Annotated in this window: 9 protein-coding genes; 4 read left to right on the top strand and 5 right to left on the bottom strand. The window is 65.2% G+C overall.

Translation table 11 applies throughout. The features are described from left to right. Window positions 1-67: 67 nt before the first annotated feature. The 4 genes from QHF83_RS41900 (at window position 68) to QHF83_RS41885 (ending at window position 6,528) form a co-directional block, all read left to right on the top strand. Window positions 68-1,306 (top strand): hypothetical protein, encoded by a 1,239-nt coding sequence (locus QHF83_RS41900; protein WP_282423714.1) that lies wholly within the window; start codon window positions 68-70, stop codon window positions 1,304-1,306. An 8-nt stretch (window positions 1,307-1,314) separates the two neighbouring features. Then, window positions 1,315-3,042 carry a hypothetical protein gene (locus QHF83_RS41895; RefSeq protein WP_282423713.1) on the top strand — a complete coding sequence of 576 codons (1,728 nt, stop codon included), beginning with the start codon at window positions 1,315-1,317 and terminating at the stop codon, window positions 3,040-3,042. 2 nt (window positions 3,043-3,044) lie between these two features. Continuing rightward, entirely contained in the window at window positions 3,045-4,604 is a 1,560-nt protein-coding gene (locus tag QHF83_RS41890; RefSeq protein WP_282423712.1) for a hypothetical protein, read from the top strand. 79 nt (window positions 4,605-4,683) lie between these two features. Further along, window positions 4,684-6,528, top strand: coding sequence for a hypothetical protein (locus QHF83_RS41885; RefSeq protein WP_282423711.1), 1,845 nt, complete (start codon window positions 4,684-4,686; stop codon window positions 6,526-6,528). A gap of 9 nt (window positions 6,529-6,537) precedes the next feature. Here QHF83_RS41885 and QHF83_RS41880 read toward each other — a convergent pair whose 3' ends face one another. From QHF83_RS41880 to QHF83_RS41860, 5 genes are all read right to left on the bottom strand, one after another. Beyond that, on the bottom strand, window positions 6,538-9,090 hold the full coding sequence (locus QHF83_RS41880; RefSeq protein ID WP_282423710.1) for a glycoside hydrolase family 31 protein: 2,553 nt from the start codon (window positions 9,088-9,090) through the stop codon (window positions 6,538-6,540). A 193-nt stretch (window positions 9,091-9,283) separates the two neighbouring features. Next, window positions 9,284-10,405 carry a sn-glycerol-3-phosphate ABC transporter ATP-binding protein UgpC gene (ugpC, locus tag QHF83_RS41875; RefSeq protein WP_282423709.1) on the bottom strand — a complete coding sequence of 374 codons (1,122 nt, stop codon included), beginning with the start codon at window positions 10,403-10,405 and terminating at the stop codon, window positions 9,284-9,286. A gap of 106 nt (window positions 10,406-10,511) precedes the next feature. Next, window positions 10,512-11,582, bottom strand: coding sequence for a GntR family transcriptional regulator (locus QHF83_RS41870; protein WP_282423708.1), 1,071 nt, complete (start codon window positions 11,580-11,582; stop codon window positions 10,512-10,514). A 69-nt stretch (window positions 11,583-11,651) separates the two neighbouring features. Continuing rightward, complete coding sequence (locus QHF83_RS41865) at window positions 11,652-12,455, bottom strand: carbohydrate ABC transporter permease (RefSeq protein WP_282423707.1); 804 nt, start codon at window positions 12,453-12,455, stop codon at window positions 11,652-11,654. A gap of 66 nt (window positions 12,456-12,521) precedes the next feature. Beyond that, window positions 12,522-14,900: an extracellular solute-binding protein gene (locus QHF83_RS41860; RefSeq protein WP_282423706.1), complete on the bottom strand. Its 2,379-nt coding sequence runs from the start codon at window positions 14,898-14,900 to the stop codon at window positions 12,522-12,524. Between the last annotated feature and the right edge of the window lie 4 nt (window positions 14,901-14,904).

Below are 14,904 nucleotides of genomic sequence, written 5' to 3'. Positions count from 1 at the left end.
ATACGGGCTGGCAGGAGTTCTCCTCTGCACCCAGGCCGCCTGCTCCCAGGACGGGAATGCGGGTCGCGTGTGGCTCGCTGACGGGCTCGCGGCCGCCGTGCCCTGGACCAATGGAGCGGTCCCGTTGCGAAACCCCGACGGATCCCTGGTTTCGCCGAACGAACCCGTGTTTCCGCCGATCGGCGCGGGGACGCCGGATCCTGGCTCGCGTCCGGTCGACTGCAGCGGTCTGTCCGGTATCGAGCTCTCGCCATTCTGGATCGAGACATTCGAGGCCGATCCCAGCCTCCCGAACGCCGTGGGCGTCGCGGAGGGGTGGTCCGCGTACGACGACGAGACGTACGGCGCCTTTCGGGTGCCGGGCGACGCGGCGTGGTACCCCGGTTTTTTCGGGCGCTACAAGGAAAAATGGGGCCTTGCCGCGGATCGGATCACGAACGGACCGAGCTGTGACGGCCAGCCGAACGGCTGGGCTTTGCACTTCCGCGGCGGGCGCTTCAATTATTTCGGCGCGGGCCTCGAGCACCCGCTCGCCGCGATCGTGGCGTGTCCTTCGGGCTCCGATTTTTGCCCCCAGCCGCCTGATCCCGGTGCGACGCTCGATCCGGTGGGCCTTCCGCTCACGCGGCCCGACGGCCATGATTTCGAGCAACCGGAGCCGCACCGCTACTGGGATCTCAGCCGGTATGACGGCGTCACGTTCTGGGCGCGTCGCGGTCCGGACAGCCAGCCCGGCGTCCTCGTCGCGCTGCACGACAAACACACGAGCGACGCGCTCAACCGCGAGCATCAGACGTTCTGCCGTCGCATCAAGGCCTGTCGCCCCGCCTGCCAGAATGGATTGCCCTGCACGCCCGAGAACCCCGACGCGCCGGTGCCGACGCACCGCTGCTTCGATCCTGCCGTGGGCATGGCGCCGATCGCCGAGCCGGCGCTGCTCGAGGAGCTTTATCCCGTCTGCGGCGCGAGCGCGTGTCGTTCCCCGGATTATTACTACGACCGGGATCTCGACGGCACCGAATGCAAGGCCTACGATTTTTCCGGTGCTCAAGCCGGCTATTATTGCTACGGCAGCGTGGCGCCCGCCGCGGAGCAGGAGCGCTGCGGCGACGGCTGGGTCGCGTCCATTCGTCTCACCACCGATTGGCAGCTCTTCGTGATTCCCTTCAGCGAATTCCGCCAGGTCGGGTTCGCCAAGCACGCGCCGTTCCTGGATCTGCGCTCGATCAACATGCTCGCGCTGCAACTCCCGGTCGGGTTCGCGGACGTGTACATCGACAACGTCACCTTCTATCGCCGCCGGTGAGGGACCCGATGAGAAGGCTTTCCGAGCTTCTGGCGCTCGTGTGGGCTCTGGGTGCCATCGTGACGGAAAGGGCGGCCTTCGGGCAGGAGCCGCCGCCCGCGAATCCGGACACCCCTCCCGCGCCGCCTCCGTCACCCGAAGTGCCGGAGAAAAAAGACGCGCCCGCCCCACTGGCAAAGCCTCCCGCCGCGGAAGAAGAGAAGCCTGCGCTGTCGCCCACGCCCCGGGCGCAGATCCCTCCGGCATTGCCGCCCAAGGGGTACATCCCGGGCTCGCGCCGTTCCATTGGACTCGGGCTTTCCCCGTTCGCGCCGAGCGGACCGACCCTGCCCGGCGGCGCGACGATTCCCTTCAGCGTGCCGGCCGAGGAGAGCAGCGAATTCACGTTCAAGTTCAGCGGCTTCATGAGCGCTGCGCTCCGGCTCTCCATGGACGAGCGCGAACGCGCGACGCCGCGGCAATTCGAGACCACGCTGCTCGCGCCGCCCCAGACGCCCGATCTCTATGGCGCCGTGCGAGGCACGAACGCGCCGCAGGGGAGCTGGGTCGAGCTCCGGTTCGATTACGGCAATGCGTACGTCAAGGCGGTGGTCAAGCTCAGCACCTGGAAGCCGTCGGCCGGAGAGACCTGGCGTGAAACCACGAGCCAAAATTTCCTGAACGAGGCATTCCTCCTGTTCACGGCGCCCGTGACCTCGGACCTGACGCTGAACTGGACGGTAGGTGCATTCCGCAACGCATACGGCTCGCTCGGGCAATACGGAGCAGGTCAATACAACGCCGCGATCGTCGGCTCGCCGTTCGGCGTCGGCGAGACGCTGAGCGCGAAATACAAGCTCTCGAGCTCGCTCTCGCTCATCGCGGAGCACGGTCTGATGGGGCGCTTCGGCAAGGTGCCCCTCGGCGGCGGGCCGAACGTGTACGATCACGACGCGAACCCCTCGCGGCCGTCGGCCCTCGTCCACCACGCCCACGTCGGCCTGGGAATCGAGGGTGACGTGCCCTTCGTGCTCGGCCTGCATTACCTCTACAACTTCGCGCAGGACGAGCGCGACCAGGTCGACGACCCCAAGACCCCGTTCCTCGACGAGGGCCTGCGGCCCGACCCGAAGATGACCGTGCTCGGCGCCGACCTTCGCATGATCAACAACCACCTCGGCAATTTCGCCGTCGCGGCGTCGTACGCCGACGCGTCGTACGCGCATCTGCTCACCGGCATGAATTACTACGGCGCCGACACCGGCGAGCTGCTCACGAAGCGGCTCCTCGGTCAGCAGGGCGGAGGCACGGGCAAGCTCCTCATCGCGGGCTTCGAATACAATTTCAGCTGGGCGAAGTTCCTCTGGCATCCGACGGCGTTCTGGGGAGAAGGTCCCGATCTCATCACGAGCGTGTTCGCGAATGTCGGCACCGTGATCGAGAGCCGCGATCCGAGCTTCGACGGCCGAACGCTGTACAAGCTCGGCGCGGAGGCCACCTATCGCTTTTTCTCGTGGCTCGCGATCTCCGGCCGGTACGATTACGTGTCGCCGAACTCCAAGGATCGCGAGGAGAGCTTCCACGTCCTCAGCCCGAAGCTCGTCTTCCGGAGCAACTGGAACAGCCACGAGCACGTCACGCTGAGCTACACGCGCTGGTTTTACGGCGCGCATTCCCACGGGGAGGCGCCGAACGATTTTACGCGCGAGGAGCTCGATAACCAGATGCTGGCCCTCACCTTCGGGATGTGGTGGTGATCATGAAGGAGCTCGTTGGTTCATGCGGACGCGGGGCGCGCGCTCTCTTCCTTTCGCTCTGCACCCTGCCTCTCCTCACGAGCGTCGTGTATGCCCAGGAGGAGAAGGAGAAGGAGAGCGCAGCCTCGTCGGATACGGGGCTGGGACTCACGCCCGGGACGCCGGTCGTCGCCACGTTGCCCGGCGGAATCGGCCCGTCGTACGGAAAGAAGCCGGCGAGCGAGCAGGATTATAGCTTCGATTTTCATGGCCTCATCACGATGCCGCTGCGGCTCGGGCTGAACCAGCGCGAAGGCTTCGTGACGACCGAGCAAAAGAACCTCGTGCTCCACGCGCCGCCCGTGGTCCCCGATTACCGCGACTCGTTCGCGGGCACGAGTGTCGTGCCGCAGCCGTACGCGCAGCTCGCGTTCTCGTATGGCAATTCGATCGTGACCGGTACGGCCATCATCAAGGCGTGGACGGCCACCACCGCAGCGAGCTTCTTCGACCCCACGCTCCAGGGGGGCATCACCGATGCCTTCATCACGTTCAACCTCCCAAAGCTGGCCAAGAACACGTATCTCGCGATTCACGTGGGCGCGTTCTCGAACCGATACGGCACGATGGGCGAATACGACGAAGGCCGCTACGGGACGGCCATCATCGGCCGCACGAACGGCGTGGGCGAGAACGTCGTCGCGCGCCTCGCGCTCGGCAACGTGGTGCTTTCCTTCGAGCAAGGATTCCAGGCGCAGCTCGACAAACCGCCGATCGGGCTCACCACCGACGGCTGGAATGGATTCGCCGATCCCAACACCGGGACGAGCCTCGTCCTGCACGAGCACCTCGGGCTCACCTACCGTCGCCAGCTCACCTTGGGCCTTCATCACATGCGCGCGTGGAGCCAGGACAACCGCGCCTCGCAGGCGTTCACGCCCGACGGGACCATCACCGTGCTCGGCGCAGACATGCGCTTCTCCGCGAGCCACCTCGGCCACGTCTATGTCGGCGCTTCGTACACGGACGCCACCGACGCGCGTTCGGTCGGCCGGATCCTCTCCGTCATGAACACGCAAGGCGGTCCCGATCTGATGCGCAATTACCTCGGCCCGAACAGCGGCGGAACGGGCAAGCTCGTCACCCTCGGGGCCGAGTACAGCGTGAGCCTCGCCCGCCTGCGTCTCCATCCGCGCGATTACGACGGAAAAAGCCGCGACATCATCCTCTCGGCGTTCGGGATCTACTCGCACGTCACGAGCGACGATCCGGCGTACAACGGCGACCACAAGGTCAAGTTCGGCGCCGAGGGCACCTACACGCTCGCGTCTTTTTTTGCCGCCTCCCTGCGGCTCGACCACGTGCGACCGACCAGCAACGTCGACGGGCGCGAGTTCTCGATCCTCTCGCCGCGCCTGATCTTCCGGACCGACTGGCAGTCACGCAATCAGGTCGTCCTCCAGTACTCGCGCTTCATTTACGGATCGAACCCGCTCGTGCGGAGCGGCTATCCCGCGGTCGACGATCCCATGCTGACGCCCGACGCGGACGTGATTTCGATCTCCGGGAGCATGTGGTGGTGACGAGCGCGCGGGTCACGAAAGCTGAGCTCTCTTCCAGCAAACGCCGAATTCCGTTTTGACTTCAGCAAGGTGGGGTGCCATGAAAACACGCTCGTTCTCGTCGTCGAACTTCGGATTCATCGTGGCGGTGGGCATGGGACTCCTCGCCAACGCCGCTTGCTCGGCTGACCCGGATCCCCCCGCCGGGAGTGGCGTGAGCACGGGGAGTGGCGGGACCGGCGGCGGCGCCGGCGGGACCGGCGGCACTGCTGGTTCCGCCGGCGCCGGAGGCCAAAGCGTGGGCTCGGGCGGCGCGGGAGGGCAGCCTCCGGGACCGTCGGGCGGCGGCGCGGCGGCGCCGTTCGTCGAATACGAGGCCGAGGTCATGGAGACGAACGGCGTCGTGCTCGAACCGACCCGCGTTTTCACGCAGATCGCTTCCGAGGCATCGGGCAGGCAGGCCGTCCGGCTCTCCAAGGTCGGCGACTTCGTGCGCTTCGAGAATCAGAGCGCATCGAATTCGATCGTCGTTCGGTACTCCATTCCAGACGGCGGAAGTGATTTCTGGAGCACGCTCAGCGTGTACGTGAACGACGAGCTCCGTCACAAGCTGCCCGTGACCTCGCGGTATTCCTGGACCTACGGCGACCATCACCATTTCAACCAACCCGACCAGAACGACCCTGGGCTCGGCGTGCCGCATCACTTCTTCGACGAGTCGCGCGCGCTCCTCTCCGACATCCCTGCGGGCGCGACCGTCATGCTGCGAAAGGACGCGTCGGACGCGGCTGCCGAGTACGTGATCGATCTGGTCGACATGGAAGCGGTCGCGCCCCCGCTCCCGAAGCCCCAAGGGTATCTCTCTTTGATCGACGATTGCGGGGCCACGCCGAACGACGAAAGCGACGACTCCGCAGCCCTCCAGCATTGCATCGATCGCGTGCAGGGCGAGGGGCACCCCGGGCTCTACTTGCCGCCGGGCGAGTTCAGGAGCATCAGCAAACCGCCCAGCCTATCGAACATCACGGTCCGCGGAGCCGGCATGTGGCATACGACCATCTCCGGTTATTTCGCGCGCTTCGACTGCTGGGGCAACAACTGCAAATACCACGACTTCTCCGTGTTCGGCGACACGATCCTGCGCAAGGACGACTCGCCCGAGAATGCATTCAGCGGCAACGGCAGCTCGGGCACGCTGCTCGAGAACATCTGGATCGAGCACGTCAAGGTCGGCTACTGGACGGGCGCCGACACGAATGGGCTCGTGATCCGCAACTGTCGCATGCGCAACCTGTTCGCCGACGCGGTGAACTTCTACGGCGGAACGAGCAACTCCGTCGTCGAGTACACGCATGCCCGGAACACGGGCGACGATGCCTTCGCGTCGTGGTCCCCTGCCGACCGGGCGCTCAACCGCAAGAATGTTTTCCGGAAAAACCTCGTGCAGGTGCCGTGGATGGCGAACTGCTTCGGGATCTACGGAGGCGAGGACATCAGCCTCGAGGACAACGTGTGCGCCGACGTCGTGCAATATCCCGGCATCCTGATCGCGCGGCAGTTCAATTCGCATCCCTTCAGCGGAATGACGCGGATCGAGCGCAACTCGCTGATCCGCGCGGGCGGCTCCGCGTACAACGAGGAGCATGGCGCCTTCAAGCTCCACGCCGCCCAGGGAGTGCTCCAGCACGTGACCGTGAATGAGCTCGAGATCATCGAGCCGACCCATTCGGGCATCCACGTCGAAGGTCCGGCGACGATGGACAGCATCTGGTTCAACAAGGTCAACATCAAGAAACCACGAACCGCCGCGTTCCATCTGAGCCCCGGCTCGAACGGAGCAATGGACGCGGCCCACGTCGTGGCGACCGAAGCCCCCGTCGGCGTGAACGATCAATCGCAGGGACAGTTCAAAATCCTGCCCGGCGCCGGAAACGCGGGCTGGTAACGCTCCCGCTCAGAGCGCCTCGCGCAAAGCCTTCCGCTCTCCGCCTTTCGCCGCGACGCGGTGCGCGTCGTCGAGCTCGAGCTCGAGCGTGAAGTTTTCGGCTCGGTTCTCGAATTCCACGACTCCGTCCTCGACGCGCAACGCCCGGCCATCGAGGGTGATCTCCTTGCCGCGGAAGCCGTGGAACACGAGGCGCAGCGCCCGCCGGCGAAACTCGGCAAACCCGCCTCCCGACACCACCGCGGAAATCGAGGCGGCCGCGCCGCGCCGCGTGAGGCGGAATGCAGTCCGATGATAGGCGCCGCGTGAGAATGCCAGGGTGAGCCCGTCGTCTTCATGCAGCTCCGAGGAAAACTCGCCGTCCTCGTCCGGGAGGAAGACGTGAAGCACGAGGAGCTCCGGCGTGTGACCCATCGTCGATTCCGGCGCCGACGCGTAGGTCGGAATGATGTATCCGCCGCGGGCGAACAGCGGGATTCGATCGAGCGGCGCCTTCGCGGTGATGAACCGTCCACCCGTATGACGCTCGCCCGTGTGCCAATCCACCCAGGTCCCCTCGGGGAGGTAGACGCGGCGCTCCGTGCGGCCGGACACGCAGACGGGGGCGACCAGAAGCGCTTCCCCGAGCAGATACGCGTCCTCCGTCTCTCGCGCGCGACGATCCTGCTGGAAATCGTAGACGAGCGGTCGAGCAATGGGATCGCCCGACGCGCTCGCCTGGAAGAACGCGGTGTAGAGATAGGGCAGCAAGCGGTAGCGGAGCTGGATCGCGTTCCGGCATATCTCTTCCACCTCCGGACCGAACGACCAGGGATATTGATCGGGCTCGCCCCAGTGGTTGTGATAGCGGCAAAACGGCGTGAGCGCCCCACACTGGACCCAGCGCGCGGCGAGCTCCGGGCTCGGCGTCGAGACGAACCCTGGGATGTCGGCGCCGATGAAGGGCTGCCCGGAGATCCCCATCGCGAGCGCCATCGGGACGCTCATCTGGAGGTGCTCCCAGTTCGAACAGTTGTCGCCGAGCCACTGCGCCGCATAACGCTGGATGCCTGCAAATCCCGCGCGACTGAGCACGAACGTGCGGTGATCGGGCTGCGCCGCAGCGAGGCCCTCGGACGTGGCCTTGGCCATGAGGAGCGCGAACTGGTTGTGATAACGCTCGTGCGGGTGATCCTCCCCGTCGCGATCGAAGCGCATCGCGAACGGCTCGATGTCGCCCGTCGCGGGCTCGTTCATGTCGATCCAGATCCCCGCGACGCCGGATGCGACGTGCCGAGCGATGAGCGAGGCCCACCAGGTGCGGGCCTCGGGCTTGACGAAGTCCGGAAACGCTGATCGACCCGGCCAAACCTTTCCGATGTAAAGGTTCCCGGACTCCGTCTTGCAGAGGACGTTCTGGGCGCGACCCTCGTCGAACACCGGGTAGCCCGGCTCGACCTTCACGCCCGGGTCCACGATCGTGACCAAACGGAATCGGCTCTCCTTCAGCGCATCGATGAAGCGCGGCGCGTCCGGGTACCTGGTGGGATGCCACGTGAACACGCGGTAGCCGTCCATGTAACCGATGTCGAGCCAGAGCACGTCGCACGGGATGTCACGCTCTCGGTATTGCTTGCCAATGGCGAAGATCTCATCGTCGGTATAGTCGTGATATCGGCACTGGTGATGGCCGAGCGCCCAGATCGGCGGCGGCGCCATCCGTCCCGTGACGAACGTATACGCGCGAAGCGCTCCGCGCAGATCCGGACCGGCAAACACGTACTCGGTGTACTGCCCACCGGCGAACGCATAACGGTAGTACCCGTCCGCGGAGAACTCGAAATTGCCCTTGTAGCCGTTGTCGACGAAGAAACCCGCGACCATGGCCGCGTCGTCCGTGGTTCGACAATGATAAAAGAGCGGGATCGAGGTGTAGTAAGGATCGAACTCCGTGCTCCGACCCGAGAGCGTGTGGTCGGCCTCGTGCAAGTGGTTCAGGCGGAGCACGTTCGGATGCAGGATGTCCGTGTTCCAGAGCGCGAAGTTCCGGCCCCGTCGATCGAATGCGCCGGTTTTTTCGCCGAGTCCGTACATCGAATCGCCAGGGGCCATGCGCCGCGTCACGACGAACGCGTCGTTGAGCTGCAAATACCCGCGCGGGTTGCCCTCCTCGTCGCGGTCATCCTCGAAGATGACCGAACCGTCCTCGCGATGAGCGGCCATCGCAAATGGATGCTTCGAGATGTGAAGACGGAGGCGCGCCGTCTCGACGACGACCTCGTCGGGTGTGTCTCGGACCTCGAACGGCGGCGGCGCCGGCATTTCGAAGCACGTCGCGAACGTCGGGCTCTCGTCGAAAGAACCTGCCTGCGAGATCTTCAGGCGCAGAACGTCCGGGAAGAGCACGTCGACCCGCACCTTCTCCTCGCCGACGCCGAGGAGGAGGCCACGCTCTGTCTGCTCGATCCAGTCGACGTCACCCAGCGGGGCGTAGTCGGTGCAGTCGATCGTCATTCGCACCATCGTGCTCCTCTGTTCGCTCGATGGCTTCGAGGCCGCGCCTCGGTCGAGCGAAGTCTTCATGTTTTATTGCTCGACAAGAAGCACGTCAAGACTGGTTCATGATTAAACATCATCGTTTACCAAGCGCTCTCGGCCGAGGGCAGGCCCTTGGAGTTCGAACGGTCGAACGTCGCGCGCGGCCGTGAAAACGCGCGAATGTGCGTGAATGACGCGCGTCCGCGTCAGGAAATGAGCCTGTCCACGTTTTCGATTTCTATCGACGCTTCGTCGCGATCCGCTCGCCGACCGCGCCGGGAGCAAAAAAATGCACTCGCTCCGTGTCGATGTAGACCGGCACTGTCTCGCCCGCGCGAATGCCCGCGTGCGCGTCGACGTGCGCGACCGTGTGCGGATGGCGCTCCGTCGCGAGGACCACGTCCATCTTGTCCCCCAGGGGTTGAATGAGCGTGACGCGCATCGGAAGCGAATTGTCCGCGATCGCAAAGCGAGCGCTCGCCTGGTCCGACATCGCCTCGGGCCGCACGCCCATCACGACGACCGTCCCGGCGCGCGGCGCGAGCTCGGCGCGCGCCCATTCGGGCACCGGAATCTTCGCCGTCCCCTCGTCGAAGAGCAAGCGCTCGCCCTCGCGCAGAAGCCGTCCCTCGAAGAAATTCATGGGGGGACTGCCGAGAAAGCCGGCGACGAAGCGGTTTTTCGGGTGATGATAGATCTCGAGGGCGCCGTCGCACTGCTGAATCACCCCGTCCTTCATCACGACCACGCGATCCCCGAGCGTCATCGCTTCTTCCTGATCGTGGGTCACGTAGACGGTGGTGGCGTGGAGGCTCATGTGGAGCTGCTTGATCTCTGCGCGCATCTGCACGCGAAGCTTCGCGTCCAGATTGGAGAGCGGCTCGTCGAAGAGAAAACACTTCGGCTCGCGCACGATGGCGCGCCCCAGCGCGACCCGCTGCCGCTGCCCGCCGGAGAGAGCCTTGGGCTTGCGGTCGAGTAGCCCCTCGATGCCGAGGATTCTGGCCGCACGCATGGCCTTCTCGTGAATCACGGCCGCGTCGAGACCGCGCAGCTTGAGCGCGAAGACCATGTTCTCATACACGGTCATGTGCGGATAGAGCGCGTAATTCTGGAACACCATCGCGATGTCGCGATCCTTCGGAGGCACGTCGTTCACGACGCGATCGCCGATCCGGATGGTGCCGGAGGTGAGCTCCTCGAGCCCGGCGATCATTCGCAGCGTGGTCGATTTGCCGCAGCCGGAGGGCCCCACCAGCACGACGAACTCGCGATCCGCAATCTCGAGGTCGAAGCCGTCGACGACCTTGACGCCCCCCTCGTACACCTTCACGACGTCCTTCAGTGTCACGCTGGCCATGATCGCTTCGCTCCCGCTCCTCGTCGTGTCCCTCGGCGCACGAATGCGTTGCTCGCGGCGCCGCGCGAGCGCGCTTCGACATGGGTCCGCCTGTCAAGGACGTTGGTCAGGGATGGACGGTTTTCTCTTCCACGGCAGCGTCCGTCGCCGTGGAGAGAGGGCGCGTCAGCTCGCCCAGAAAACGAGCGGGAACGAGGCGCGAGGGACACGGAGCCCCCGCGCGCTGCGCGTCGATGAGGTCCTTGCCCGCGCAGAGGACCTCCCGGACGTCGAAGCCAATGTGCTCCACGCCCTCCGCCATGCCGAGCGGCCTCGGCCAGTTGCAATGGGCAAGCACGTAGACATCCTCGCCGGCCTTTACCTTCGCACGCTCGAGCCCCGCGAGCAGCGGCGGGACCAGGTTGTCGTCCATGACGAAGATCGCGTCCGGGCGGCTCCGGCGGTCGAACATCAGCTCGGTGAGCCGCTCGCACCCAATCGGCGCAGCGTGCACCGTGAGCACGCGGTCGGGATGCAAACCATACCCCTCGAGGCACTCCTGGGCAGCCGCGAGCTTCGGCGCGTGAGGTGACATGACCGCGATGCGCCGCCCTTTCTCGAGCAAGCGCGCCGACGCCCGGTCGATGAGCCCCGCAAAATCGAGCGCGACCAGGTTCGCGTGCGGCAATGGCGCCCCGATCGCGACGCGCGGCAGCCCGGGCTTCTGCAGCACGGGGAGCAGATAGATCATCGCGGAGTTGACGAGCAAGAGCCCCGCCGCCGACCCGCGTGCCTCGAACTCGCAGAGCTGTTTGTACTCGGGGTTGTTGGCGCGACCGTCCACGCCCACGAGCGCGCTCACCTGCCCGGTGATTCCGGTCTCGCCCCGCTCGATGACCTCGTGGGTGATCGCCAGGAAAAGCGACCACTCGTTCGAGCCCGGCTGCTCGCTCGTGACCCAGACGTAGCGGTCGTGATGCGGGAATCGCTGCGTCACGAAGACTTTGCGCTGGCCCTTGACCGTGAGGAGACCCTCCTCCCGGAGTGTATCGAGCACACGCACGACGGTCGGCCGCGTGACGCCGAACTGCTCCATCAAAGCGTCGTACGTCGGCAGCCGCGAGCCGGGCGCGTACCGCCCTGCCAGGATCTGCTCTTTGAGCAATCGTGCGATGGCTTCGACTTTTCGCGAAGGCATGGTCCGACGCGGAGACTATCACGGCGGATATCCTGCGGGGCAAGGCTCCTGTGACCACTCGTCGCCCGTTCAACCTTCGAAGTTCTGCGTCGAGCTCATGCCCTGAAAGAGGGCCCGCTGGACGATGAAGAAGAGGACGACGATCGGCAGCGTGGTCATGACCGACGCGGCCATCAAGTAGTGCCACTGGGTGCCCCCTTCCTGGCTCTGGTACGCCTGAAGTCCGAGCGTCAGCGTGAACGTGCTCTGGTCGGTGAGGAACAGAAGGGGGCCGAGGAGGTCGTTCCACGAGTACATGAGCTGAAAGAACGCGACGACCACGAGCGGCGCCTTGGAAAGCGGCAGGTACAACTGCCAGAAGATTCGAAACTCCGAGGCGCCGTCGAGCGTCATGGCCTCCGGCAAGCTCTTCGGAATGCGCATGAAGAACTGCCGCAAGAGAAAGATGCTGAACGCGCTGCCGAAGAACGTGGGCACCCAGAGCGGCTTCAGGCTGCCAATCCAGCCGAGCGTCCGGTAGACGCTATAGAGCGGTACCATGACGACCGGGAACGGCACCATCATCGTCGCCAGCGTCAAGCCGAAGAGCAGGTTTCGCCCCGGCCATTCCAGTCGCGTGAAGCTGAACGCCACGAGCGCGCTCGACAGCGTCGTCCCGATCGTCGCGAGCGCACAGACGAATACCGTGTTGAGCGCGTAGCGGAGGAACGGGATGTACGCGATGGTCGACGCGTAATTCCCGATCTCGATCGGGTGCGGGATCCACACGGGCTCGGGCGTCAGCGTTTGCTCGATGGGCTTGAGCGAGGTGGAGAGCATCCACAAGACGGGAAAGACGAACACGAGCGAGCCGACGATGAGGAAGAGGTGCACGACGGCCCTCGACCACGGTCTTCGGCGAAATGTGCTGCTGAAGGGGGAGTCTGCGGCGGCCATGAATCACGCCCCTCCATAGTGGACCCGGGTGTGTCCGAGCCGGTGTGCGAGCGCGGTGAGTCCGAGCACGACCAGAAAGAGGATCCACGCCATGGCGCAGGCGTACCCCATGCGCAGGAAGTAAAACGCGTTCTCGTGCAGGCGCTGCGTATAAAACAGCGTCGCCCGCGCGGGGCCGCCGGCCGTCATGATGTAGGGCGTCGCGAACACCTGCAGGGCGCCGATGATGCCCATGATCGCGTTGAAATAGATGACCGGAGAGATCAAGGGAATCGTGACGTGGCGGATCTTTTGCCAGAAGCTTGCGCCGTCGATGTCGGCTGCTTCGTAGATCGATCTCGGTACGTCCTGCATCGCGGCGAGCAGCGTCAAGACGGTTTGTCCCACGGTCCACGTGCTCACCAGGATCAGCGACGGCAGCGCGAAGCGCCGCTCGGCGAGCCAGGACGTCTTCGGGAAGAGCCCGAAGCTCGCCTGATGCAAGAAATGGTTGATGACGCCATACTCGCCGTTCAGCATCCAGATCCAGATGGTCGCCCCCGCGACGACCGGGACGAGCGTGGGCAAAAAGATGAGCGTGCGGTAGATGCTCGAGCCTCGCAGCTTGGCGTCGAGCAGGAGCGCGAAAAAGAGCGCCACGGTGAGCCCGAGCGGGAGCGCGATCACCACGTAAAGCAGCGTGTTCTTCAGCGCGATCCAGAACACTTCGTCCTGGAAGAGATCGATGAAGTTCTGAAGCCCGATCCACCTCGGCGGCGACAGGACCGAGTAATCGCAGAAGCTATACACGATCGACGACGCCACCGGATAGGCGAGGAATACGAGGAGCCCGATGCCCCAAGGGGAAAAGAACGCGAGTCCCTTTCCGAGCGACGCGTTCGAGCGCACCGGCTTCTCGACGCCGCTCACCTTGGCGAGCCTCTTCTGCTCGCGCCGAGCCGCTCCGACGATCCCCGCTCCGAAGAGCCCGATCAGGAGGAAAGGAAGCACGGAAAGCCAGCGCGACGGCGTGGCCTCCTGCCGATGGCGATGGCGGTCCCACGATTTCTGGACGACCTGCTTGACGTCGCCGAGGGCCTGCTCGGCCGTCGCCTCCCCGAGCCAGAGCCGCTGCGAGGCATTCCGAATCTCGAGGGTGTACTCGTTCCAGACGCTGATCCGCGGCTGGGGCGTCGCCCCCGGGCTCGCGGCGAGGTCCTGCAGGCTCTCGATGAAGGGGTTTTTGTGCTCGCGGTAAAACGCGGGGCTCACGCTGCGGAGCGGCGAGAGTTTTCGCTGTCCCAGGCAAAGCTTTTCCATGGGACCTTGTTGCGTGAGGTATTCGATGAACTCGAATGCCTCGTTCGGGTGCCTGGCGCCGCTCGGGATCACCAGCATGTCGGCGTCGGCAATGGCGACGGGCGGCCCGCCCTCCTTCTCGGAAGGGAAGGCCGCGGCGCCCCAGCGCATATCCGGGCTGAACTTCTGGATGAAGTTGCCCATCCAGATCCCCTGGAGCACCATACCGAGCTTGCCGCTCAGGAACGGGTTCTGCGCCGAGGCGAAGTTGCCGAACGAGCTCGTGAAATTCTGAAGCTGTCCGGGGTCGTGGCGCTTTCCGTAGCTCTGAAACCAGGAGAATGCCCGCACGTTCTCCGGCGAATCGATCGTGATGTTCGCGCCGCCGTCCCAGAGCCGCGCGCCGAACCAGAAGCCCCAGCCATAAGGCCACCAGTTCGTGTCGGCCGGCATGAACCCGAGCTGCTCGATCCTGCCGCCTTTGACGACCGTGAGCTTCTCTGCGAAAGCGTCGAGCTCCGCGATGGTGCGCGGCGGGCGATCCGGATCGAGCCCCGCTTTCGCGAAGAGGTCCTTGTTCCAGTACAGGCTCACCACGTTTGGCACGGATACGACGGCCCAGACGTGGTCCCGATAGACGCCCATGTCCCAGTACACCGGAAGGAAGCTCTCCCGGCTCATGTGCGTGCCGCGCATGAGCTCGTCGAGCGGGACGAGCGCGTTCTTTTCGGCAAAGTCGGCGATGTCGGCCGCGAGCAGCCCCGCGATGTCCGGCGGGTCGCCGCCCGCGGTCGCGATCAGCGTCTTGTGCTGGTACTGGGAGACCGACTGATATTCGACCCAGATCCTGGTTTGCGAGCGATGGAAGTCGTCGATGACGGACTCCATCGCTTCTTTCTCCATGCCCGTCCATTTCTCCCAGTAGCTCACCCGCACGCGCCCCTCGGGCGACGGCGGAGGCTGCCCCTCTGCGCGCGCGGCAGGCGAGAGCGCAATGGCGAGGAGGGAGAGGAGGAAGGCGAGGGCTCGCCCGAACCGAGCGCCGCTCGACCGGGGGGCGCGGCCGAAGGGCGCCGCCAGGCGACCCGACCAGGAGCGGCGCATGGCG

This window comes from Polyangium sp. 15x6 (genome assembly GCF_029960785.1).
GTDB lineage: Bacteria > Myxococcota_A > Polyangia > Polyangiales > Polyangiaceae > Polyangium.
Note: the sequence above shows the minus strand (reverse complement) of the source record. Positions and strands in the feature narration are given on the sequence as shown.

Bases quoted from the DNA above. Each gene is read 5' to 3' on its own strand.
- QHF83_RS41895 (WP_282423713.1), top strand. From the start codon at position 1,315: ATGAGAAGGCTTTCCGAGCTTCTGGCGCTCGTGTGGGCTCTGGGTGCC.
- QHF83_RS41890 (WP_282423712.1), top strand. From the start codon at position 3,045: ATGAAGGAGCTCGTTGGTTCATGCGGACGCGGGGCGCGCGCTCTCTTC.
- QHF83_RS41885 (WP_282423711.1), top strand. From the start codon at position 4,684: ATGAAAACACGCTCGTTCTCGTCGTCGAACTTCGGATTCATCGTGGCG.
- QHF83_RS41880 (WP_282423710.1), bottom strand. From the start codon at position 9,090: ATGAAGACTTCGCTCGACCGAGGCGCGGCCTCGAAGCCATCGAGCGAA.
- ugpC (WP_282423709.1), bottom strand. From the start codon at position 10,405: ATGGCCAGCGTGACACTGAAGGACGTCGTGAAGGTGTACGAGGGGGGC.
- QHF83_RS41870 (WP_282423708.1), bottom strand. From the start codon at position 11,582: ATGCCTTCGCGAAAAGTCGAAGCCATCGCACGATTGCTCAAAGAGCAG.
- QHF83_RS41860 (WP_282423706.1), bottom strand. From the start codon at position 14,900: ATGCGCCGCTCCTGGTCGGGTCGCCTGGCGGCGCCCTTCGGCCGCGCC.